The 23,994-nt window shown below is 45.1% G+C and carries 17 protein-coding genes; 5 read left to right on the forward strand and 12 right to left on the reverse strand.

What is annotated here, in order from left to right; genetic code table 11:
* Window positions 1-33 precede the first annotated feature (33 nt).
* From N4J56_RS30580 to N4J56_RS30615, 8 genes are all read right to left on the reverse strand, one after another.
* Window positions 34-1,374, reverse strand: a complete 1,341-nt coding sequence (locus N4J56_RS30580) for an ATP-binding protein (protein ID WP_317110029.1) — start codon at window positions 1,372-1,374, stop codon at window positions 34-36.
* A gap of 9 nt (window positions 1,375-1,383) precedes the next feature.
* Complete coding sequence (locus N4J56_RS30585; protein ID WP_317110031.1) at window positions 1,384-3,969, reverse strand: sigma 54-interacting transcriptional regulator; 2,586 nt, start codon at window positions 3,967-3,969, stop codon at window positions 1,384-1,386.
* A 410-nt stretch (window positions 3,970-4,379) separates the two neighbouring features.
* Window positions 4,380-5,351, reverse strand: a complete 972-nt coding sequence (gene sds, locus N4J56_RS30590) for a solanesyl diphosphate synthase (RefSeq protein WP_317110033.1) — start codon at window positions 5,349-5,351, stop codon at window positions 4,380-4,382.
* 917 nt (window positions 5,352-6,268) lie between these two features.
* On the reverse strand, window positions 6,269-7,150 hold the full coding sequence (gene murI / locus N4J56_RS30595) for a glutamate racemase (RefSeq protein WP_317110034.1): 882 nt from the start codon (window positions 7,148-7,150) through the stop codon (window positions 6,269-6,271).
* Window positions 7,151-7,286: 136 nt separating this feature from the next.
* A complete protein-coding gene (locus N4J56_RS30600) occupies window positions 7,287-9,302 on the reverse strand; it encodes an N-acetylmuramoyl-L-alanine amidase (protein WP_317110035.1) in 2,016 nt (671 codons plus the stop codon).
* A gap of 542 nt (window positions 9,303-9,844) precedes the next feature.
* Window positions 9,845-11,239, reverse strand: a complete 1,395-nt coding sequence (locus N4J56_RS30605; protein ID WP_410500640.1) for a cation:proton antiporter — start codon at window positions 11,237-11,239, stop codon at window positions 9,845-9,847.
* Window positions 11,240-11,309: 70 nt separating this feature from the next.
* A complete protein-coding gene (locus N4J56_RS30610) occupies window positions 11,310-11,441 on the reverse strand; it encodes a hypothetical protein (RefSeq protein ID WP_317110036.1) in 132 nt (43 codons plus the stop codon).
* Between the two features lie 28 nt (window positions 11,442-11,469).
* Entirely contained in the window at window positions 11,470-12,027 is a 558-nt protein-coding gene (locus tag N4J56_RS30615; RefSeq protein ID WP_317110037.1) for a PleD family two-component system response regulator, read from the reverse strand.
* A gap of 447 nt (window positions 12,028-12,474) precedes the next feature.
* On the opposite strand from N4J56_RS30615, the gene lipA reads away from it, so the two are divergent.
* Window positions 12,475-13,377 carry a lipoyl synthase gene (gene lipA / locus N4J56_RS30620; protein ID WP_317110038.1) on the forward strand — a complete coding sequence of 301 codons (903 nt, stop codon included), beginning with the start codon at window positions 12,475-12,477 and terminating at the stop codon, window positions 13,375-13,377.
* A 202-nt stretch (window positions 13,378-13,579) separates the two neighbouring features.
* A complete protein-coding gene (locus N4J56_RS30625) occupies window positions 13,580-13,732 on the forward strand; it encodes a photosystem I protein PsaX (protein ID WP_317110039.1) in 153 nt (50 codons plus the stop codon).
* Window positions 13,733-13,806: 74 nt separating this feature from the next.
* Here N4J56_RS30625 and N4J56_RS30630 read toward each other — a convergent pair whose 3' ends face one another.
* The gene (locus tag N4J56_RS30630; RefSeq protein WP_317110041.1) at window positions 13,807-14,673 is read right to left on the reverse strand and encodes a branched-chain amino acid ABC transporter permease; all 867 of its coding nucleotides are present in this window, start codon (window positions 14,671-14,673) and stop codon (window positions 13,807-13,809) included.
* A 270-nt stretch (window positions 14,674-14,943) separates the two neighbouring features.
* Between N4J56_RS30630 and N4J56_RS30635 the strand changes: the two genes are divergently transcribed.
* From N4J56_RS30635 to larE, 3 genes are all read left to right on the forward strand, one after another.
* A complete protein-coding gene (locus N4J56_RS30635) occupies window positions 14,944-16,848 on the forward strand; it encodes a PAS domain-containing protein (RefSeq protein WP_317110042.1) in 1,905 nt (634 codons plus the stop codon).
* Window positions 16,849-17,137: 289 nt separating this feature from the next.
* A complete protein-coding gene (locus tag N4J56_RS30640; RefSeq protein WP_317110043.1) occupies window positions 17,138-19,372 on the forward strand; it encodes a GAF domain-containing protein in 2,235 nt (744 codons plus the stop codon).
* A 165-nt stretch (window positions 19,373-19,537) separates the two neighbouring features.
* Window positions 19,538-20,356, forward strand: coding sequence for an ATP-dependent sacrificial sulfur transferase LarE (gene larE / locus N4J56_RS30645; protein ID WP_317110044.1), 819 nt, complete (start codon window positions 19,538-19,540; stop codon window positions 20,354-20,356).
* Here the strand turns inward: larE and N4J56_RS30650 are convergent.
* Genes N4J56_RS30650 through N4J56_RS30660 form a run of 3 tightly spaced genes read right to left on the reverse strand, consistent with a single transcriptional unit; the run spans window position 20,323 to window position 23,898 of the window.
* On the reverse strand, window positions 20,323-21,525 hold the full coding sequence (locus tag N4J56_RS30650) for a glycosyltransferase family 4 protein (protein WP_317110046.1): 1,203 nt from the start codon (window positions 21,523-21,525) through the stop codon (window positions 20,323-20,325). The genes larE and N4J56_RS30650 overlap by 34 nt on opposite strands.
* A gap of 34 nt (window positions 21,526-21,559) precedes the next feature.
* Window positions 21,560-22,591, reverse strand: a complete 1,032-nt coding sequence (locus tag N4J56_RS30655) for an isochorismatase (RefSeq protein ID WP_317110047.1) — start codon at window positions 22,589-22,591, stop codon at window positions 21,560-21,562.
* A gap of 17 nt (window positions 22,592-22,608) precedes the next feature.
* On the reverse strand, window positions 22,609-23,898 hold the full coding sequence (locus N4J56_RS30660) for a bifunctional sterol desaturase/short chain dehydrogenase (protein WP_317110048.1): 1,290 nt from the start codon (window positions 23,896-23,898) through the stop codon (window positions 22,609-22,611).
* Window positions 23,899-23,994 lie beyond the last annotated feature (96 nt).

The raw sequence follows: 23,994 nt of genomic DNA on the forward strand, positions 1-23,994 counted from the left end.
TTCTATTTTAGCGAAAATAAACTTATTAAAAATTTATTCCCGAGACTGACTGCCCAAACTCAAATCAGCTTGTAAAAAGTCTATAAATTGTCTCGCCGTGCGTCCAGAACGTCCGTTATGACGAGTTGCCCATTGTAAAGCGCGATAATCTAAATCTGCCTGGGAAATATTTAGACTAGCTAGAGTGGCTAAATGCCGAACGATATGTAAATAAGTATCCTGATTTGCTGGTTCAAAAGTTAAAGTTAACCCAAAGCGATCGCTAAATGAAAGCTTCTCTTGTACCGTATCCCACACGCCTACCTCTTCATTCTGACTCGGACGGGGGCGATCGCCAAACATTTCTCTGACCAAATGACGGCGGTTAGAAGTCGCATAAACAACCACATTCTGAGGACGGGCGGTTAAATTGCCTTCTAAAACAACTTTCAAGGCTTTAAAAGCATCGTCATCTTCTTCAAATGAAAGGTCATCAACGAATATAATAAACTTTTGCGGTACGCCCCGCAGTTGTTCGACAATTGCAGGTAAAGCTGCTAAATCTGATTTGGCAACTTCAATTAAACGTAAGTTGCGATCGCCATACTCATGTAATAATCCCTTTACCAGAGAAGATTTTCCAGAACCCCGACTACCATATAGTAAAACGTGGAGAGCGGGATAACCTGCAAGTAAGAATTCAGTATTTTTTTTCAATGTATCTCGTTGATACTCGTATCCTACCAACTGGTGTAACTGCACTGGATCGGCATAGGGAATACCGATAAGTTGTCCTGACTGCCAGCGTAACGCCCGATATTTAGCAAAGATACTCGTACCATGTTGGCGATAGTATGCGGCTAAATCTGATAGGATATCCACCCAGTTTTCGAGTTGTGATAATTTGTAGTAGATAGTGCGATCGCTAGCTTTTTCTGTAGGTATTCCAGTCCAAGCTACCGGAGATACATTTAGTTTAGCTGCCGCTTGTACCCACTGACTTAACTGAGTGCTACTACACTGATAGAGGCTTTGTAAAGCTTGTAAATCTTGCTGCACGGCAGCGATTAGAGATGGTGGTAAATCTACTAAATCGGTATTTTGAACTTGCCGTGAAAACGGATTATCATCTAAAAGAATTTGGCTAATTAAATAATCTTGCCAGGATTGGTTACAAGATGCGATCGCCTTAAAATAATTTCCATAAGCGCGAACGCATCCTAATTCATCTACCTCGCTGTGTCGCAACGACTGTAACAAATCGATTTGGCGTAAAGAACGCAATAAATTAAGAAAAGCCTGTCCTACCTCATCTGTTAAAACAGATTGATATATTAGTAAAGAAGCTGCTTGGAGTTGTAAAAATTCACAAGATGAGTTCGTTTGAGTATCCATGTTTCGGCGCTATCTCCCCACAACAATCGCCCAAATACTAGTAGCAATAATTACAGCCCCTAGATGCTGCGGTAGCAACAGCCGAAACGGTTGACGCGCAATCTTCTGCGTCAATACCACTGTTAACAACACAGAAAAAACCAACGTCGTTCCCTGTAAAAATGCTATCACCGCCGGATGAGCCACCACTACGGGTAAACCCGCCCCACTCAAACCAAAAGTTGCAAAAGTCACTGGTAAAATTCGCCCCGCTTCCCCCAAACCCAAACGTAAATAATGCGCCAAACTTCCCCCCAAAACCAACGGTAAATACCCATAAACCAACTCCCCAAAAGGCTTCACCTTAAAACGCGAAATCTCCTTTGTATCCTTTGCGCCTCTGCGCCTTTGCGTGACATAATTCTTCACCCAAAAAAGCAATCGCATCAACCCGTAAACTAAAAATACAAACCCAGCCGGAACCAACAAAACCAACAAAGACAAACCCAAATGAGGAAAAAACTGCGTCAGATCGATCTCCAAACCCAAACTAGCTTGAATTTCCGGTAAACGGTGTAGAAAAATTCCGCCTAACAACAACAATAACAGCGCCACTTCATAACTATGAGGGACGTGGGTTGTCCACAACTCAATCCCTGGCGGACGTAAATTAAACTCAACCGAACGATGCGGACAAGCTTTTAAACAAGTCATGCACAACACGCAATCTCGATTATCTTCCAACTGCGCCGGATGGGAATACAACGGACAACCATTGGTTTCCATGCCCTCACCCTTTTGAGGACCACCCTTGTAACATTGATACGTCGTACATTCTGCCGAACAAGTTCCTTGTTGCGCTCGCAATTCTGTCATCGACAACTTAGCAAATAACCCGTTCATTCCTCCAATCGGACACAAATAGCGACACCAAAACCGTCGTTCAAAAATTGCCGAAAAAATTATAGCTCCAGCAGTAATTAACAATAATAAATAGCTAGAAAGATATGCTGTATTTTCTAAATTCCACAGTTCTTCCCACAGAAAAATTAAGGTAAATAAACCGAATAAAAACCATCCACCCCACTTTTCTGCTGGTTCTCGATGCCACTGTTTTAATTTTCGATGGGGAAACAACCATTGCGATAGTTTTTGCGTGACTTCGCCGTAAATCATAAACGGACACACCGCACACCATAACCTACCCACAAACGGAAAACCCAACAATACGAGGGGCCACCACCAAGCCCAAAACATATTTAAGGCGAAATTTTTATCTCGCTGTTGAGGACCAACAAATAAAACAATGACAATGAAGGCAAAAAACCACAAGGTAAAGCCATAGTTAATTCGGTCTGGATACCAAGAACTGCGCAGAAATCGCCGTAAACTAGGGTAAATATTTAGTAAATTGACGCGAAATTGTTTTTTCTTAGTTTGTGCCGACCAAAAAATTTCTTCCGTTAGCTCTGTCGCTTCTCCCGACTGCACGAGCGCCCGTTCGACTAAACTTTGTAACTCTTTCAAGTTACCAGGAAAATCATAAGATTGCAGGCGACGCAAGGCTTCAGGTGCAACTTGCGATTTGATTAATCCCTCGCTGCGGGTGTAGAGACTGATGTAATATTCTACTAGAGCTTTAAGATCGGCTTTTCGTACCCGTAATGGTGGGACTTTAATGGTCTGTCCGATACAACGCGCGATCGCGGGTTGAGTTCGTTCGGCGATCGCTAAAATCCGTGCTTGACTCGTGCGGGTAACATCTGGTGTATCTTCAGAACGGCTGACAGGTTGATAAGTGCCATTTTGGAGCAATTGCGCGATTTTCGGCACTAGTTCCACAGGTAGTTCTTGGGTATTATTCAAAACCAGCGTTCCTTCACCCAGCCATTCCAACAACCCTGGCTTCCCGCCGACACGACCAAAAAGATCTGCACCGCTAGTTTGCAGTAAATTGCAGTTAACTTTAATAATCGGCTGGCGACGTTGAGAAGAACCGAAATGGATCAAAGTGGCGATGTTGTCTTTTTCCAGTCCTGGTTCGCCAAAAATGAGAACCGATTTTCGATTGCTAGCCGCTTCTCTAATTTCTTGACGTAGCCGCACCGCATAACGACTCGTACCGATAATACCGCGCTTGACTTTAGTAACCAAGTATGGACGCAGGGCGATCGCTCGTTCTTGTTCGTATGATAGTGCTGATGTTAATTGGCTTAATTCTTGCGCTAGCTGGCGCGAAATCGTTTGAAAGATTTCGGGGTATTGTCCGACAATCTGCTGAAATTCTGCCCTTGGCACTGCCCATAAGTGACATTCTGTCAAGGCAGTCACCGTTCTTTGCACTGGCTGTTCTAAGATTAACTCTTGGAGATTAATGACTGACCCAGGAAGCAAACTAGTCGCCCATACGGAACTAGTCGAATTAGTGTGTTTACTCTCCAAGCGACCTTGTTGCAGAATATAAAGCGCTTCTGGGTCAGTCTCTTCTACGACTAGACGCTCGTTAGCGGGGAGGATTTGTTCTACAGCAACTTGGGCGATCGCATTCAATACCTCTGACGATAGCACCGATAGCGCCGTTCGCTCTTGCAGCCAAATGAGTAAATCTGGAGACATCGTATCCCTCTTGCCAATACTTCTATTTATTGTGACTCTCAATTATGAATTCGAGGCGCATGTAGCGCGTTTCGACAAAAACTATTACATTGTGGGGTGTTCTCAATCCCAAGTTATATTCAAAGGAGAAGATTTTGTTTCGCGCAAAGACGCTAAGACGCTAAGAAGAACGCCAATAATCAAGTTTTTTTCTAAAAAGTCTATTTATCTGATTGATTTTTGACTTTTAACTTTTGACTTTTGACTTGCTTATGAGTAGCTCAGATATTCCCAATCTTTGGGTTCCTTTCACGCTTTTACTTTTTATTGTCATGGCTGCTATTTTCTTCAGTCGTAGCCGTTAGCAGAGGGGCTAAAGAAGAGTTGTATAGATGTTACATGTAGCGTCTCTACAACTCTCTACTCCCCATTTAATACAGCCGATTCAACACATAATCGCTCATATCAATCAAGGCTTGTCGAGATTCTGAAGCTGGAAGATAACCGATGCACTCTACTGCTTGATTGGCGTGGTAAGAAGCTAATTCTCTGGCTTTTTGAATGCCTTGACTATCTTTAATCAACGCCAGCGCTTCTTCCAGATCCCCTTCCTGCTCGAAGCGTCGTTCGACTAAGACTTCAAGATAGGGCTTTTCTGCCAAAGCATACAAGGCAGGTGCGGTTAAATTACCGCTTTTGAGATCCGATCCGGCTGGTTTGCCCAAAACCTCTGTCGAGCCTGTAAAATCCAAAATATCGTCCACGACTTGGAATGCTAAACCTAAGTGACGACCGTAGCCATACATGCGATCGACAATTTCTTTTGAGCCGCCACTGAGTAAACCCGCAGCCTTAGAGCTATTGGCAATCAAAGAAGCTGTTTTGTAATAGCTTTTATCTAAGTAAGCCTCAATCGTCATTGCGGTATCGAACCGAGTCATCCCCTGCTGAATCTCGCCTGTGGCGAAGTTCATAATCACTTCTGAAAGGAGTTTGACCACTTCCAGATTGTCTAAATTGGCTAAATGCCACGAAGCCTGAGCGAATAAAAAGTCACCTGCTAAGATAGCAATTCGGTTGTCAAACAAGCTATGGACGGTAGGAACGCCGCGCCGCATCGGAGCTTCATCCACTACATCGTCGTGTACCAAACTTGCTGTATGGATCATCTCCGTAATTTCCGCTAGTCGGCGGTGACGGAGAGTAATCTCCTCATCTAGCATCGTCGCCCGCGACATCAGCAAAACAATTGCTGGTCGCACCCGTTTTCCTCCAGCTCCAAACAAGTACTCTGCTGCGGCGGAGAGGATGGGATGACGAGTTCCTACTAGTTCTATTAGGTTCTCTGACAGTATACGCAGGTCTGCTTCAACTGGAGAAAATAGGGAAGTCGCTGATGTCATGAAGGAGCTGACTCTAATAGTTTTTTACGAAATTTTACATATTCTGTACTCATTTTAAGCTAAGCCTCGGCAAGGGGGAAGTTTTGGTAAATGTAATTTTTCGCAATCGTCGCGATCGCCCTAATGCATTTCCTGAGAAAAATTGTCGTAGCCTTAGCTACAATTAAGCAAAAACACTTAGATAAACTTCGCTTTGTCAAAGTCATCCTTCCCGAGTTCAGTAAATTTACTCAAGATTTATCTATCCGATCGTTGATTTTAAATTTAGAGGCAATATTAGTGACTAAAAGTCTAGATTCATGTGTTAGCCTAGATACTGAAGCATTTAAACCAATTCACAAATTCAACACAGTCGAGCAAATTGCCAAGAGGTAACGAGATCGGCTGAGTCGATTAGGTGAGCATACCCAAACGCAATCCAGAACCTCGGCATCGTTCCGAAACTTTTAAGTGCCAGTCAGTTAATTTTGTTTGGTAGATCTGCTAGCGCTTAAAGGTTTTGAATAGAGAGATCGTCTCGGAAATTAAGTTAGTGGTGTGCGGAAAACAGTGAGGGAACCAGCAGCTGGCGAGGCATTCGTTTGACTGACTGGTAGGAACTTATTGCGACGTGGAAACTGCCAAAAGCTGCTTTTGGTCGATGCTTTGCGCTGTCTTATTTTCTAAACATTATTTCTCTTTCTTGACTCGCTGGCGGCACAATGACTTACGGCAACGTACCCATGATTATTCCTTGCTTGGCAACTGGTTATTTATTGACTGTTTACCTTTTACTACTGTTAGCGCAAAGGCACGTAAAAAATCCCGAGACTCGGGACATCTCTACTCCTAAAGAGGAAGGGTTGGGTCAACTATCAGCGACCAGCGACCGATGACCGGTGTAGAGACGTTACTATATAACGTCTCTACAAACGTCTCTAGTCCAAAAGTTCTAGGGGATAACTGGGAGTAAGGACTGTTTCTAAATTGACTTTTTCCGCCACAGGAGCATAACCCAGCCATCGGACGGAGGACTGGATAAACTGGTGGGGGCAACCGCTGACACAAAAGCGAGTTGGCATCGGTGGTAAATTATTTCGCAGTCCTAGTAAATCGAGTTCGCAAGCTACGGCTTTGACAACGTGAATTGCCGGATCGACCAGCTTGATGCTAGTAGGTAAAAGCGATCGCAGCACGGGTGATAAATGAGGATAGTGGGTACAGCCGTAGATCAGAGTATCGATTTGCTGCTGAATTAAGGGAGCCAGATAGCGCCGTGCTACCTCTTTAGTGTATGGCTCGTTGATCCGATTATCTTCGATCAGAGGCACGAATTCGGGACAACCGACTTGCCAGACTTTAGCAGTACTATCAATCTCTTGAATTGCCTGTGGAAAAGCGTTGCTGGCAGCAGTTGCTGGGGTTGCAATTACACCGATGCGTTTACCTTGTTTTACCGCCGCCTTTGCTCCAGGTAAAATCACACCCAAAATGGGAAACGGAAATTCCCACCGCACCGTCTCTAAAGCTAGAGCGGAACCCGTGTGACAAGCCATCACGACCATTTTTACCTGCTGCTGTTGCATCCAGCAGAGGATTTCGCGAGTAAATTGTACGATCTCGGCTGGCGATCGCGTACCGTAGGGTAGGCGAGCCGTATCGCCAAAATATAAAATAGATTCGTTTGGTAGCTGCCGATACAGCTGAGTTAAAACAGTCAGACCACCCACACCACTATCAAATACGCCAATTGGCGATTGTTGGGGTTCTCGACTGGGAAAATCGGAAGGATTATTGATAGAAAGATAGGAATAAAACACAGTTCGAGCTTAACCCGTTAATTATGCTTAGCACAGAACCTATGGGCAAGTTTGTTAACTGGTATTAGCAAAAGCGGCAACCAGCAACGTAAACCCATCCGTCAAGTTGATAATTAACACTGACATTACCGTAGTGTCAACGTTGTTGTTTAATGTACTGAAGAACACCCTGAGCGATCGCTTCTGCCAGTTGATTTTGATAAGCAGCCGTTTTCAAACGCGGTGCATCGTGTTTCCCTGTCATGAACCCAGTCTCTACTAAAACAGCTGGCATAGAACTCTTGCGTAGGACGTAAAATCTAGCCTTTCTCACGCGGCGATCGCGTAGATTTGGAACATTTCGCAACATAGCATTGTGAACTGTCACGGCTAGATTGTAGCCGCTATCAAAATAATAAGTCTCCAAACCGCTGATATCTGGGCGCGTGGGCAGGGAATTAGCGTGGATACTGACGAACAAGTCAGCATTCACTCGCTCAGCGATATCTACCCGTCCTTGTAGCCCGACAAAATAGTCGCTATCCCGCGTCAGCAGGACATGAACGCCGTTTTGTTCCAATATCTGAGCAACTCGATTGCTAATTGGCAGAATAATATCTTTTTCATGCACTCCTCCTGCAACAGCTCCTGGGTCTTTACCGCCGTGTCCTGGGTCGATGACCACAATTGTTTTCCCATTGCGATCGCGGATGCGCGGTGGTGCTGCGGGTGCTGGTGGGGGAATGGTAATTGATGGGCTAGAGGATGGAGCCGACGGCGGTGCTACTACCACCGAGGAACGCTTCAAATCTAAAGAGAGGAACTCTGGGCTAGGTTGCTCGACCTCTCCCACCCGTATTCCTGCTGCTGGTTGGACTAGGATCGTTACCGTGCGCGGATCGGTCTGCCGCAAGCGCACCCTTAAAACTGGGCTATTGGTATCTAAAGTTGGTCCCTGTACCGTTCTAGCTAATTGGGCATTGGTAATAGTAATGCTGTAGGCAGCAGACGAGCGATCCCAACCACTGGCATAGACTAAAGTTCGATCGCCTTTGACGTAGAGGCGATCGCCTCGCAAGTCCACCGATTCAATTGTGGCTAATTCTGTCGTTCTGTTGCGCCGCTCTGTATCAGCGCGATCCGTATACCGATTTCGACTCGGAAGTAAAACGACTCCACCGAATTGATTGCCCAACTGACCGCCAAATCGACTCACCATCGCCCGCCAGTTAGGGCTATCGCGATCGACTTCCATCGTAAGGCGGACTATAGGCTGCTCAGACTGAGCTTGACTGAGGACAATCTTTTTCACCCCAAAACGGCTAAATGCTCTTGGTGGCGAGAAATTAGGTGCTAAACTTGCACCTTTGAGATCGACAATAATTTTGTCTTCGTCTCCATCGGAGTTGCGATCGACATTAACATCGAGCTTGCCAGTGCCAACAGTACGGATAAAAAAGCCATCACCCGTAGCACGAACGCCTTGCACTTGCAGGCTATTGGCAGCTGGGATAGGCGTGACTGGTGTAGTAGTGCGGTTGGTGCGCCGTAAATACTGCCTGGGTGGAGAGACAGCAGGACTAGGATTGGATAAAGGTGCTGCTTCTAATTGTCTTGGCGCTGCGATCGTCAAAGGTGCAGTAGTCGCAGATGGCTGCTCCACAGGTGGCTGCGGAGATTCTGGAGGCGTAGTCGCAGCTGGTGGCTCTACAGGTGGCTGCGGAGATTCTGAGGACGCAGGCTCGTCTGACGACTGCGGTGCAGGAGCGGGAGACGAGCTAGCAATCTTTTCTGGCTGCGGCAATTGCACCAACCAATGACTGGGAGAAGCACCGCGAACCTTTACCTGGTTAGGGTCGAGACTATACTCTGGACTGAGTTCGAGGGCAATCCGCGTCGTTTTCTTGTCAACCTGTCCAATTCGGAGAGCGCGAAACGCTCCACCCGCTTTCTGTTTGACTGTCGTTCGCTTCAGAGCTGTCCCCGGCAAGTCAATCACTAGGCGCGTGGGGTTAAATACCAGCTTTGCTCTGGGTTGAACTTTGCCTTCTGTTTTGATTTCCAGTCGATTTTGTTTGGCATTAAAATGCCACGATTTCAGACTCGCCGCCTCAGTAGGAGACGAGATTAGAAAAATGCCTAAAGTACTGGGTAAAAGCCAGTATAATTTCACGGTGCTTTCTCCTTATGCGCATGCATCCCAGCTGTCAACGTCTCCTCTGTTGGCGCTGTTTCACTCCATCCGATCCCGCAGTGTCGAGCCAATGCCGACCATGAGTATACCTGAGTCCTCCAATAATGGTTGAAACTAGATTTAAACATAATGTGAAATGCTTCTCATCAAATTTGACGATTCGCGCTTCATATAAGTATTCCCATTGCAGTCCGCTCACACCAACAAGCGATCGATTAATTTATTTCAATTGAGCCATTGATTTTCGGAAAAATTTAACTGAGTAGCAGAAGATTTCAGTAGTGTAATGCATAATTTTTCAAATGCTAATAGTTTTTTGAGCCTCCTTATCCGATCGCGTTTTTTAATTTAGTACCGCATCTTGCGGCAGCGATCGCAGTTTGCCCGTAACAGAACGATAAAAGTACATCAAAATTTACAAATTTCAGGAGTGAGGAGCGAGGAGTGAGGAGTGAGGGAAATTTAGGATTTTGGCTTGTGGAATTGAATTTCTTCCTTGTCCTCCTGTCCTCCTTGTCTTACTACACGGGAGTTTCTGGTTCACCTCCTACAGCAGTGGTGGGGGGAAAGACGAAACGCAAGAGGGGGGGTGCTAAAAATGTGGTAAGAATCACCATCATGATAATGGCAGCTTCTAATGGTTTAGAAAGAACGCCGCTTGCAGAACCAACGCCAGCAAATACTAGTCCTACCTCGCCTCTAGGAATCATGCCTACCCCGATCGCTAAACGATTGATGCCAGGTTGTCCGAAGACGGCAGCACCCGTGACAACTTTACCGACGATTGCCACAGCAATCAGAAAGATAGCAATAATCAACCCCTCGCGGTTACTGGGAACGGCGGGATTGAGAACTCCCAAGTCGGTTTTTGCCCCTACAGTGACAAAAAAGATGGGAACGAGCATATCCGCGATCGGTACGACTTGTTTCTGAAGTTCTTTGCGCTTATCAGTTTCGTCTAGCACTAAACCAGCGGCAAATGCTCCTAAAATCGCCTCTAGATGGATTGCCGCAGCTAAGTATGACATGACAAAAGCAAAGATAAAAGCTGGGATGACTAATTCACCGCGCGTCTTGAGGCGATCGACAACTGTAACGAAAGTTTTGTTGAAAACATTGCCAAGTAGAATTGCCCCCAACAAAAAACCACTGGCACTAATAATCAGATAAACGACATTACCCACGTCCACTTCGCCAGTTTTCGCCAAGCTTGCCACCACTGCCAGCACGATGATACCTAGTACATCATCAATTACGGCGGCTCCTAAGATAATTTGACCTTCTCTTGAGTTGAGAGTTCCCAGTTCCGACAAGACTTTGGAAGTAATACCAATACTCGTTGCAGTCAAGGCAGCACCAGCAAAAATTGCAGGCACGGCAGGTACACCAAACCAAATCATCAACCCTGCCGTGCCTGCACCAAACGGCACGGCTACCCCTACACAAGCCACCACAGCCGCTTGGATACCGACTGCCATTAATTCCCTTAAATTTGATTCCAGCCCAATTTCAAATAGCAGGATCACCACACCTAGCTCAGCTAAAACTGAAACAACTTCGCTTTGAGCGGCATAAGTGGGAGCGACTTCCTCCGGTGCTAGTCCTGCGGTGGTTTGAAGGAAATTCATAATCAGAGAACTCGTGGCATCAGCCCCACCTTCTGGAAATACCAATAGATGTAAGGCAGAAACTCCGACAATGACACCACCCACCAGTTCGCCTAAAACTGGAGGTAAGCCAAAGCGGTTAGAGATTTCTCCACCCACTTTGCTAGCAAAGTAAATGACGACCAAACTCAGCAGCACTCCTGCTAGCACCAAAGCACTATTTGCCTCTGCTTCTGGCGCAGTTAGCAGTAAAGGCGTAGATCCCCACAGGGTAAAATTACTTACCCAGCTAAAACCATCTAACTCCATTAGCTGTCCAAAAATCATCCTTTTCAATTTACTAGTTTTGGGGAGTCAGTTATCAGTTGTCAGTTAACAGTTAACAGGGAGCGCACGAGCGCACGAGCGCACGAGCAGAGGAAAGAATAACAACCAATGACCAATGGCTAATGACCAAAAAACATACCTGGCAGCGATCGCTACCAGGTATGTTTTCTTCAGCAGTCGTCAAAGCTAACTCCTCAAAGCTAACTTATAGGTTATTTTCTAGCCAGCACAGCCATCACTTGCGCCATTTGCTGTTTTAACCGTTCTATATCTGCCTGCATAGCAGCAATTTTTCCATTCAAAGCTTGCAGTTCGGATGATGTTGTGCCAACCCCAGTTGCCATTGCAGCCACCTGTGGCGCTACTGGTGCTGTTGCTCCTCCTTGGCGCGGCAATTTTGACTTTACCATTGCCGCTTTAATTGCACCAATTAAATCTTTTTGCTCGAACGGTTTAGGAATAAATTCAAAATACTCGAATGGCTCTGGAATTTTCTCGACAACTTCTTCTTTGCGTCCCGACATTACGACTAAAGGAATTTTTTGCAGTTCGGCATTTTGTTGGATTTGCTGATATACCTCCCAGCCACTGAGCTTAGGTAACAAAAAATCAAGCATAATTAGGTTCGGTCGTTCTTGACGAATTAAGTTGAGTCCTTCCAAACCATCTTTTGCTTCTAAAACATCAAAGTTGCCAGGTGGCAACATTTCCTTGACGCGCATCCGAATTACGCGACTGTCATCGATAACTACGATTTTGTTACTTGCCACAACTGACTCCTCGGCAATGAATTTTAAGGGGAATAAGATGGAAAAATACGATTTAAAGGCGAGAATATCTGGTTATGCAGTCTAGAAAGTGAGTGCGACAGATATCAGTTAACTGTAAATTTAAATTCTCGATCGCCAACATCTCGAACTCGCTCAGTTGACACACGTAAGTGAGAGTAACAGCCATCTGGGATACACCAGTAACTTACTTTTCTAGCTAATTTTGCACAACAAAACTACGAACTAAACCTAACGCTGTTCGCGTTTTGTCTCCAAGGGAATTTTTACTGATTGCGCGATCGCGAAAATTTCCTTAAATAGATATAGTTCGGTAATTTCTCAGTGGACGAGTTAGTAACTATAGGGGTAATAGATAATGGGTAATTAATGGTTGGTGGTGAATAATGGAAGTTGGTCACTGGTCACTGGTCACTAGTCAATGAATATATGACTCTATCTTCTCGTTCTGAGTTCAAGTCGGAAATTGAGGCTTTACCGTCATGGCTGCGCCGACCGATTGGTAAGGCAAGCGAATTATCTACAGTTCAAAGAATTATTAAGCAGCGACAGATTCACACGATTTGCGAGGAGGGACGCTGCCCGAACCGAGGCGAATGTTACGCTCAGAAGACAGCCACTTTTTTACTGATGGGTCCAACTTGCACTAGGTCTTGTGCTTTTTGTCAAGTGGATAAAGGTCATGCACCCATGCCACTCGACCCAGAAGAACCGCAGAAGGTCGCAGAGGCTGTGCAGGCACTAGGATTGCACTATGTCGTCTTGACTTCTGTAGCGCGGGACGATTTGGCAGACCAAGGAGCGAGTTGGTTTGTTGCTACCATGACCGCAATTCGCGCTCTCAGTCCTCAAACGCAAATTGAAGTATTGACCGCCGATTTTTGGGGTGGTACGGGCGCGGGAGACATAGGACAAAGGGAAAGAATTGCTACGGTAGTAGAGGCAAAACCCGCTTGCTACAACCACAACATTGAGACTGTCAAAAGGCTACAAGGACGAGTCAGAAGAGGAGCTAAATACGATCGCTCGTTGCAAGTCTTGCAAGCAGTCAAAGAAATCGATCCGAGTATTCCGACAAAATCTGGGTTAATGTTGGGGCATGGAGAGACAGTAGAAGAAGCAATCGAAACGATGGCAGATCTTAGAGCAATAGGCTGCGATCGCTTGACAATTGGGCAGTACATGCGCCCCTCCTTAGAACACCTACCCGTCCAAAAATACTGGACTCCCGAAGAATTCGAGCAATTAGGGGCAATCGCTCGCGATCTAGGGTTTAGCCATGTCCGTTCCGCGCCTCTAGTGCGTAGCTCTTACCATGCCGGAGAACAGTGAACAGTTGTCAGTTATCAGTTATCAGTCAAGAGTGGTAATGGGTAATTGGTAGTTGATAGTTGCGCCTCTGCTCTCCTCCCCTACTCCCTGCTCGTGCGCTCGTGCGCTCCCTCTTTCCACAAAAATATTTTTAACGGAAGTAGGCAAGGGGTACCGCTGTTTGGTATTTCTGTAGATGCCCTTATTTTGAGGAGAAAAGCTTATGGCTGCTCAAGCAACTAAACCAACTGTCGGTCAAGATGTTGCTAAAACTAATGCTAACGCTCCGTTTCCTTTTCGGACGATAGTTAGCTTGATCCTGCTAGCAGGTAACATTCTGGTAGCTGCTATTTACTTCCACGTTATCAATCCATAGTTGTCTGGCGGCTAGTCAGTTGGTGGCTAGTGACTAGCGATCGCCGGTCGCCGGTCACTGACTTCCTAGCCGAATCAAATCGTACCTTTGAATAATCCTTTAGGGCGTACTAACAGCACCAGAATCATAATGAACAGACCTACACCTTGTTTGTATTGAGAACCGAGGAAAGGGGTGCTGAGTTCTTGGGTAACGCCAATGACCAAAGCAGCAGCGATCGCGCCGTATGGGTTGCCGATTCCACCTAAAATTGTGGCAGCAAACATCGGCAAAATTAGAAACCAGCCCATATTCGGTCTGACGGCTGTAATCAAGCCATACATGCTACCACCTAAAGCCGTGAGGCTCCCAGCGATCGCCCACGTCCAAAGTACGACGCGATCGACATCAATGCCAGATACGCGAGCTAAGTCGAGGTTGTCGGCAACAGCACGCATCGCCTTGCCAATCTTCGTATTTTGTAACAAGTAGTGCAGCGCCAAAATAACGATGACTGCTAAAAGCATTACTATAAGTTGATTCTGGGGAATTCTGATTCCTAAAATTTCTCTAGCTGGACTGGTAGGAATATCGTAACTTTTGTTACTACCACCCCAGATTAAAATAATTCCATTACGGAGAAACAAAGCGAGTCCAATCGAAATAATAATGAGCGTAGTGGAAGTGGCACGCCGCGATCGCATATTTGACCAGATCAGCTTTTCGGATATCAGCATTGCTGCTACAGTGCCAATTGCTCCGAGTAACATGGAGAGCCAAATATTAATGCCGCTCGTATTGGCTAGCAGAGTTAAATAAGCGCCCAAAGTCATAAAATCGCCGTGGGCAAAGTTAGCCAGCCGTAAAATGCCATAAGTCAGCGTCAGTCCTACCGCAGCTAAAGCAATAATGCTACCTACAGCTACCCCATTAACAAATAATTGAGCCAGTTGTGCGTCCATACAGGGATCGGTTATCAGTTATCAGTTATCAGTGTAGAGATGTTATGGGTAAAATCTGTACAAAAGCAACGAAGTGGCTAGTGGAACCAGTGGCTGGTGGCGAGAGATTAATTAATTGTGAATTGCAACTGCTGTACCGGCGGGGTTTGAGTCAAAAATTATTGCTTCAACTGTCGATTCTTTTGCTAAACCCGCCCCCACGACTTGCGACTTGCAACTTGCCTCTTGTAAAGTGCATTCATTTCATGTTTTTAAATTCAACTTTTGTTAATGCTCGGGTCTAAATCTTTTAACACTCTCCATATACACCTAGTATTTCTGGTTATCCTGGCTGTTTTACCGCTATATCTGTTCTTTTTCATTCACAATGTCGATCGCGTTCCTCAGTTTGAGTGTACGGTACTGACACTAGCCGCAACGGTTGCAATGGCGATCGTCTGGGTGGGAATTGAAGTTGTGCTGGGGCGTTGGTTGCGCCTTCTGAATCAAGCAAGCCGTCAATTGGCTGAGCAAGGTAATTTTCGAGTTTGCATTTCAAAATTACGTTTTGCTCCATTAGAAATTAGACAATTAGCACAATCTTTTAACGAACTAGCAGACTCTCGAGAACGACAATTTAACCAATTGCGCCATGTAGAAGCAGAGTTGCGCCGAGCAAACGATCGCTTCCAAATGGGAGCGGCAGCGATTAATGCCACGATTTATGAGTGGGATTTGCAAACTCAAGCAGTCGAAAGAACTCCAGGATTGCTCAAGGTCTTAGGTTACGAACCAGAGGAAGCTCCAAATGATGCTGCATGGTGGCACGAGCGCATTCATCCCGATGATTTTCCGCCAGCCTATGCTGTTTTGTCCTCGGCGTTGGCTGGTAATAGTGATGATTTTGAGGCAGAATATCGCCTGCGCGATCGCTACGGTCAGTATATTCATGTTTGGGAACGCGGGCTGATCGTCAGGGACGAGCGAGGGCATCCGTTGCGAATTTTTGGTGGCAGTTTGGATCTGACCGAACGCCAACGGGTAGAAGAACAACTGCGGCAGAGCGAAGCACAGTTTCGTCAAATTGCGGAAAATTTACGCGAAGTCTTGTGGATGTCTACCCCTGGACTCACGCAGATTCTCTATGTCAATCCAGCTTACGAACAAATGTGGGGGCGGACTTGTGAAAGTTTGTACGCTCAGCCATCGTCTTTCCTGGCGGGAATCCATCCTGAAGATAGTGCCGCGTTAATTGCCGTTTTAGAGCAAAAGCCCCTGGGGACGAAGCTGTTAGAGGAGTTTAATCATGAATTTCGGATCGTCCGCCCCGATGGTTCGGTGCGTTGGGTACTCTCTCGCGCCTTTCCAATTCACGATCGCGCCGGAGAAGTTTATCGAATTGTGGGACTGGTAGAAGATATTACTCAGCGCAAGCAAACCGAAGTCAAAATCAAGCAGTGGAATGAAACTCTAGAACAACGAGTGCGCGAACGCACGGCTCAATTGGAGTGCGCGAACGCGGAATTAGATGCTTTTGCATATTCCGTGTCTCATGACTTACGCGCACCACTCCGCCACATTCACGGATTTGCCGATGCCTTGGCGCAGCGCTTGGAGTCTACTGAAGCGATCGCCGATCCCAAAATTGCTAGTTACATCCAAACTATTCAAGATAGCAGCATCAGGATGACACAGTTGATTGATGGTTTATTGGCTTTGTCTAGAGCCGGACGGCAACCTTTGGCGCAGATTTCTGTAAGCGTGCGAGAATTGGTTGAGGCGGCGATCGGCTTAATTAAAAGTCAAACTTCAGCAAACCGTCAGATCGAATTTATCGTTGGGGATTTGCCTACAATCGACGGCGATCCAATCTTATTACGACAAGTTTTTGCCAACTTAATTGACAATGCGGTGAAATTTAGTAGCGATCGCCAACCAGCCAGAATAGAAATTGGCACGTTGCCAGGAGATAACACCACAATTTTTGTTAAAGACAATGGGGTAGGCTTCCAGATGGAATATGCCGAGCAAATGTTTGGAGCCTTCCAGCGGCTGCACTCCCAAAAAGAATTTAAAGGTACGGGTATTGGATTAGCGATCGTTCAACGCATCGTTCACCGTCATGGTGGCAAAATTTGGGCTGAGAGCATACCCCAGCAAGGTGCTACTTTTTTGATGAAATTTAGACTTTCCTGAGTTGAAGATAGGAGAGCGGAGTAGAAGTTTCGCCAGCTAGGATGTCATTCGTCCAAGCAGAGTCGCTCAAAATCGGATCTTAGGTAATCTTGACTACCCAGCAGCAGACAATAACTGAAATGCATGTTACGCTCTGGAAATCAGCAGCCACGTAGTGAAATCACTAGATTTTGAAACCTGAATCGGTGTCATTCGCCGTATTGGTTCGTACTGGATGCTATTGCCATATAAACCCCTGTCCTCGCCCTCTGCTCAGCCAATTATGCAGACTCTAGAGCATTCTCAGGTTATGCAGCGGCAAGAATTGTCAATTGCCGCGCAACTTCACCTGTTAATCGTAGAAGACGTAAAGGCAGATGTCGATTTGATGATACTTGCCCTTGAATCCGCCCAGATCGCATTTACCTACGATATCGCCAAAAGTCAGAGTGAGTGCCAGCACCTGCTGCAAACTCAAACTTACAATGCAATCTTGGCAGATTATCGGTTACCTCAGTTTACGGCATATCAGGTGTTGCAAATTTTGCAGGCATCTGGGCATGAGATTCCACTGATTCTGGTGACTGGCAGTCTGGGAGAAGAGGCAGCAGTTGATTGCATCAAAGCAGGCATGACAGATTATGTCATGAAAGAGCGGTTGTTTCGCCTACCCGTAGTGTTGAAGCGATCGCTGCAAGAATTTGAACTTCGTCGCCAACAGCAGCAAGCCGCAGCCCACACTCAACTCCAAGCGCAGCAACAGGCAATTATCAATCACATCGTCCACGCCATGCGCGAAACTTTGGTACTGGATGAGGTGCTGCAAATTACAGCAGATATGCTACACCAAGCTTTGGGTTTGAGTCGTTGCCTAATTTCTCAGCCCAATTCTCAAGCCCAAATGGGAGTTTATCACATCAGCGCTGCGACCAGAGAACGGGAACGTTTGCTAGGACATGAATGCTCTCTTTACCCCTTTTATAAAGATAAACTGCTGCAAGGAGAGATGGTTATCGTTCGCGATATGGATGAGAACGTCCCTATGGCAGTTAGAGACGCTGCCGGAGAATGTAACATTCGCGCTTTGATTATCGCCCCTTTGTTGTATCGTCAGTCGTTTCTGGGTGGAATTATCCTGCACCAATGCGATCGAGAACGAGATTGGACGGAGCAAGAGATTTCTCTAGTCAGAGCAATTAGCGACCAGTGCGCGATCGCGATTCATCAAGTCCAATTATTTTCTCAAGTACAGCAGCAATTACACCGCCAGCAAACTCTCAATCAGATCAGTCAGGCACTCAATTCTATCCTCGATCCAGATTTTATTTTACAAGAAATTGTCAGACTGACTGGCGAATGTTTTGATGTCGATCGATTGTTAATCTTTTCTGTCGATACAGACTTAGTGCAAATTTTGAAAGAGTGGCGAGCGAACGAGCGGATTTACTCAATGCTCAACCTCCAATTTCCCAAATCAGAATGGGTCGATCTGATAGATCCTGACTCTGATTTTTACTGTCGGCGCTATTTTCACGCTCCTGACTACTCTCAATTGCCTCTTACGAGAATTAGACAGATGCAAGTAGAACAAGCAAGTACTCGTTCTGTTTTGAGCGTCCCAATTTTTATTCGCGATCGCCTTTTCGGTGGTCTATCTTTGCAGACTACTAACACTTATCGCACTTTTACTCACGAAGAAATTTATTTATTGCAACAAATTGCCGATCAAGCTGCGATCGCCCTCTATAACGCACAAAGTTACGAGCGTTTAGAAGAATTAGTCCAACAACGTACCCAAGAATTAGAAGCAGAAAAATTGGTTTCAGAAACAGCCAATCGAGCTAAGAGCGAATTTTTAAGTAATATCAGTCACGAACTGCGGACACCTCTAACGGGAATTTTAGGCTTTTCTGGCGTATTAATGGAACAAATTTTTGGTTCGTTAAATGCCAAACAAAAGCAGTATATTGAATGCATTCATACCTCTGGCAAGCATTTATTAGACCTGATCAATGACTTACTCGACCTCACTAAAATTGAAGCAGGAAAAGAAGAATTAACCCCAGAAACCTTATCCATTGAAGATATAGCACAAGCTTGTCTATCTCTTTTTCAAGAACGTTGTCGGCAGCGGGGATTAGAATTTCATTTGGCGATCGCTCCTGAGGCAATCACCTGTACTGCCGATCGACGGCGTTTGAACCAAATTCTAGTCAATCTATTATCTAACGCACTCAAATTTACAGATACAGGTTCGATTACGCTGCGCATCGAACAAACGTCTCAACAAATTTTATTCTCAGTCATAGATACTGGAATTGGTATTGCTATAGAAGATTGTGAAGAAATTTTTCAACCGTTTCACCAAGTTGATAGTGGTTTGAACCGGAAGTATGAAGGTACGGGACTGGGTTTAGCCTTGTCGCGTCGCCTCGCTCAACTACACGGGGGCGATATTACCGTTCGCTCAGAATTGGGGCATGGTAGCTGTTTTACTTTGTGCTTACCAGGGAGCAGGGAGCAGGGAGCAGAGAAAGAGAGCTGAGGAGGCGCTCGGGAGCTGAGGAAGCTGGGGGAGCAAAAACTGTCTTCAGGCAGTGTAGCGGAGCGCGTCTACTGTCAACCGTCAACCAATGACAAATGACCAATGACAAACAACCAGCAACCAGACTTCTTACAATAGAAACAGAACGATCGCAGATTAAGAGTGATGTTACAAAAACTAGAGCAGTTAAAGGCTTTGTTTGCTCAGATGGAACGGGCGTTGATTGCCTATTCTGGGGGTGTGGATAGCACTTTAGTCGCTAAGATTGCTACTGATGTTTTAGGCGATCGCGCGATCGCAGTTACGGCTGTTTCTCCTTCTTTGTTGCCAGAAGAATTGGAAGATGCCCAAGTTCAAGCAGCACAAATCGGAATTGTCCATAAAATTATTCAAACGCATGAAATGGACAATCCAAATTACACTTCTAATCCCGTAAATCGCTGCTATTTCTGTAAAAGCGAGTTACACGATACGCTCAAACCCTTGGCAAAGGAATGGGGATATCCTTATATCGTCGATGGGGTGAATGCTGACGATTTACGCGATTATCGCCCAGGTATTCAGGCGGCGAAAGAACGCGGCGTGCGATCGCCTCTGGCAGAAATAGGAGTGACAAAAGCCGAAGTACGGCAATTATCGCAACAATTGGGCTTGTCTTGGTGGGATAAACCAGCCCAACCCTGTCTCAGTTCCCGCTTTCCCTATGGCGAAGAAATTACTGTATCTAAGCTACAGCGGGTAGGAAGGGCAGAAATTTATTTGCGCAAGTTGGGATGGCAAAATTTAAGGGTGCGATCGGAGGGAGATACGGCAAGAATTGAGTTAATGCCAGATCTGATTAAAGATTTTGTCGCTCAGACAGATTTAGTGGCGCTAACTACGGCATTTCAAAGTTATGGTTTTGTCTACGTCACGCTCGATCTAGAAGGTTATCGAAGTGGAAAGCTCAATCAAGTTTTGTCCGCGCCGATCGCTTCAAGGTAAATATTTCTCAGCTTTACTGCGTAGCGATCGAGGGAATGATGCTCGATAATTCTAGATATCGATTTCTGAGATTTTTCTAGGACGATCGCGCAATTAGCAAATATTTCATGTACTGCTTGTTCGATGCCCTCACGGATTAATTTACTAATGGTGTGTCTATCTTCTTTTGTCGTATAAATTGCTTCTCCCAAACTATTTTTAGGAACTTCAATCGTCCATCCCACGCTATTATTATTGATTTCGGTTAAAGCTCTGACGTTAGTTGTAATAACAGGACACCCTGCTGCTTGAAATTCCAAAACAGAGTAGCCATATGTATCAGCATAGGTTGGCAGTAAACCAATATGCGACTTTTTCATCAATTTAATAACTTCGTGATTGGGTAATTGGGGAAAATAGTTAATCCAGCCAGATTGTTGAATTAAATATTTTGCTTTTTCAACATCAGTAGTTGTTTCTCTAGTAGCATAATTGTCAATATTCAGAGAGCTAACAACTGTTAACTCAAGATTGTAGTTATATTTATCTCTCAAATATTTCAAGGTTTCAATAATTTCTTGCCCTCCTTTGCGAAAAAAAGACGAACCAACAAATATAAAGTTTATCTTGTCATCCAGGCTCAAATTTTTATCTGCATATTTAGAAACAAATTCCCTTTGCGGCGGATACATAACTATCAGTTTGCTTTCTATGCTTTCTTGATATTCAGGAAATTCTTTTAGCAGCCTTTTTTGCATATTAGCATTACAATCAGACAGAGCGATAATTCGCCGACAAGCATCGCGAGAAATTGCTTGAAAAGCTTTATGCATTTTAGCTTCAGTTTTCAGAGCAGAAAAATCGAGTTCTAAGTTGCGATCGCTCGGACACGAAAGCAAGCAAGTCAATCTCGGTAGAAATGTCTCAAATGTCGTAATCCAAGGAGTAGAACCATAACTGATTGTATTGAAAAAATGTAAAAGGCTAACTCGATTCAGATCGAAATCGTAAAATTGATTGTAAGAGTCAATCAGAGAAAATATCTCTCGGTTAGCAAGCTGATTTAATTCGCTCGCAATCCTTTGTTTCAACAGAAAAAAATCGCGGACTTTTTTGTATTTAGTATCGGGAACTATGTCAATAATATTTCTTTTCTCTGGATATGCATCGAATTTATAACCAATAAGCACAATAGGCTTCTCCTCGATCGATACTTCAGTTAGGTTAACTAGCAATCGCCAAAGGTTGAGTTGATTTCACGATCTGCATTCCAGCATCGGTAAACCTTTGAAAAGCCGCGTTTGCTTGTTCGGTGTAGTCAACTACACCAGGCACGACAACAGCAGAAGTACAATCTTCTAATAAATAAACTTTCTTAGCCAGACTCGGATCGACTTGCTGAATTTCAGTTAATAAATCATCTACAGTCCAAGCAACACAATGGCTTTTAGCTTGCCCTGCAATAATAACAGCATTAAATTCTAATAGTTGTTGAATTAACCGAGAATTCTTTTGAGCAATTGGTTTGCCGTCTGCACCGTCAAGCACTTCGGGACGCAAGACGGAATAGTTTTCTGTTAATGGATTATTCCCTTTAATTTCAAATTGAGTTTGACTATCGCGGGCAATACAATGGAAAAATACCGCTTCTTCTACCGCAGAAACTAAAGCATGACCGATGCCACCTAACATGGAATGATAAGACCAAACAGTGAGGGGATATTTGCCATGTTGACTGAGTTGGGTGACGTAATGCAGAGCATGTTTCTGTAGCGTACTATAGTCTAATTTCAAACTATGAGCTACAGCAGGATTGACTTGCCAAATCCCTTGTTCGATATCTGTAGGCGTAATATTTGTTGCAGATGGCGTTGGATGTTCTCCATCTTGGCTAATCCAAAAGATTGGATGAAAAATCTGCATTGCTGTGTGAGTATCTAGAGTCGGTGCGATCGCGCTAATTACCCCTAAATTACGATAAATAAATTCACAAAGTCTCCGATTATCTTCGACTGCCCCAGTACCGGATTGCCCACCCACAAATAATTCAAAACTGGGAATACAAAAAGTATTTTGTACGTCAATTAGTAGCAAACAAACTTGAGTTTTATCTGCTGATGCTGGTGTAATTTGATATTTTTTTGCCCACTCTCGCGCCGCTGCTGCCCGTTGTTGGTAAGGGACGCGCCAGACTTCGCCAACTTTCTCTGGTGCAAAGTGAGAGGGAATTGGTAACTGGGTGGTTTGAGTATTCATGTTGATAATTTTCCAATCTACCCTTTGATGCCCACCTTAAATTTAGCTAATTCAGAGCGATCGCCTGATAGCGATAAATTCCCAGAACGACTAAACAACCGGAAATAGAGCGAAACAAAAAATTCTTTTAACGGGAATAAGATGTAAGTCAAAGGGTTGATTGTCACGATAATATTACGGACATCGCGCTTAGCTAGGGCGATAATTTGTTTCGCGACGCGATCGCTATTCATGACTCCAATTGGATTTAAGTTACTTTTGAATGGACCCAAAATCAACTTGCGGATGACACAAGGAGCATCTAACCGCCGTAAAGTGATTAAATCGCCTAAAGTTCGTTTGGAAAGCTCGTATAAGGGGCTAACAGCAGGACTAACTTCGGCTTCCGATGTGTTTACCCATACTTCTTTTGTGGCAATATCTTCGTTAGTACGGACTGTGGCGAGAAATATTTCCATCAGCCGCCAAGAGGAGAAAGTGTTAACCTCATAGGATTTGGCGATCGCATCTGGCGTTCTTTCGCCATGCACGTTAATGCCATGATTGAGGATTAAAATATCAACTTTTTCTAACAACTGGGATAATTCAGCTTCTTGCCCTACCTGCCACGATACAGTTTTAACTGCTAGTGTTTTACCGTCAACGCTTAGCGTCACGGGTTCGGATTGAGAACTCAGGGCAATGACTTTTGCCCCTGCTTGGTGGAGGTGTAATAATAGCGATCGCCCCAACGTTCCCGACGCACCAGTTACTGCAATTGTTTTTCCTTTCAGTGCCAATGCTGTACCCATAAGCTTATCCACCAAAGTAAAAGTACCGCAAAAATAGGCATCGTCATCATCAAAGTGATGTCGCCAGTGATAGGTGCGATTCACAAACCAGCGTGCGGGAGGGGAAGTAAACGCACCAGGCATATGAGTTAAATCTGTAGCTTCCCTTGCCCATTCGCTACCACTACCACGGGCGATACAACTCACTAAAAACATCATTGTATAGGCAGTTCCCGCCAAGGCTGCCCACTGATAGGTGGGTGTTTGCCAGTAGCAGAGATACCACGCACCGAAGGAAAGCAGTAGCATCACCAAGCATTCCGGCAAGTCATTATGCCACTGTGCTTTGCAATAAATGTCGGCACTCGCAAAAGTCAAGTCTCGGCGAAAGACGCGATGATGCCAGACGTGCTGCCGATATAAAAATGGCACTCGATGCGATAAGACGTGATACGCATCCCGCACGAGTTCTACCCAGAGGACAGATCCAACTATCCATGCCGTGCATGTCACAGCGGCAGCGAAAACGGACATCATAAATCTTTCAAACCCCTCACACTTGAGACTACAGATCGTTTCGATTTTGCGACACCGATCCCCCCAACCCTCTTGAAAAAGGGGGCAAGGAAAGGA

It is taken from the genome of Chroococcidiopsis sp. SAG 2025 (assembly GCF_032860985.1).
GTDB lineage: Bacteria > Cyanobacteriota > Cyanobacteriia > Cyanobacteriales > Chroococcidiopsidaceae > Chroococcidiopsis.